Below are 512 nucleotides of genomic sequence, written 5' to 3'. Positions count from 1 at the left end.
CGGGCGCGGTCGTCGTCGTGCGCTGCGCGCCTGATAGTGCGCGAGGCGGGCGTCGTACTCGTCCTTGCCCCAGAACCTGGTGCGGTGAGCTCGGATCTCTCGAGAGATCGTGGAAGGACTCACCCCGAGCTCCCGGGCGATCCGACGAATCGACAACGGCTCGGGCAGAGTCCTGGCCGCGTGGATGTACGACCGATCCGAGAAGGTCAGACGCCGGTAGGCCCGGGACGGATCCACGACCGGGTCAGTCTCTGGGAATTCAACGGCAAGGCCTCCGGGAGGCCCTGGATGCAGTTCCATGCCCGCAATCCTGGCCCACCGCTTGATCGTGGTCAGGCTGTTCCCCGTCGCGTTGGCGATCTCTGGGCCGGTGCGCCCGTCGAGGAACAGGTGCAGGACTTCCTGACGGGCTTTCCAGGGGACCTTCTTAGCCAAGGCAGCCACCTCCAGCTGTGTGTGGAGGTGTTGCGCTAGTTGTACTGCTCGGGGACGTTGATCAATCGTGAGAACGG

Annotated in this window: 1 protein-coding gene; it reads right to left on the bottom strand. The window is 65.0% G+C overall.

Annotation, left to right across the window (positions count from 1 at the left end; genetic code table 11):
- Nucleotides 1-435 (bottom strand): helix-turn-helix domain-containing protein (locus IG178_RS24350; protein WP_193215192.1); only part of this gene is annotated, 435 nt, incomplete at its 3' end.
- Nucleotides 436-512 lie beyond the last annotated feature (77 nt).

It is taken from the genome of Neoluteolibacter marinus, assembly GCF_014904755.1.
In the GTDB taxonomy this organism is placed as follows: Bacteria; Verrucomicrobiota; Verrucomicrobiia; order Verrucomicrobiales; family Akkermansiaceae; genus Haloferula; species Haloferula marina.
Note: the sequence above shows the minus strand (reverse complement) of the source record. Positions and strands in the feature narration are given on the sequence as shown.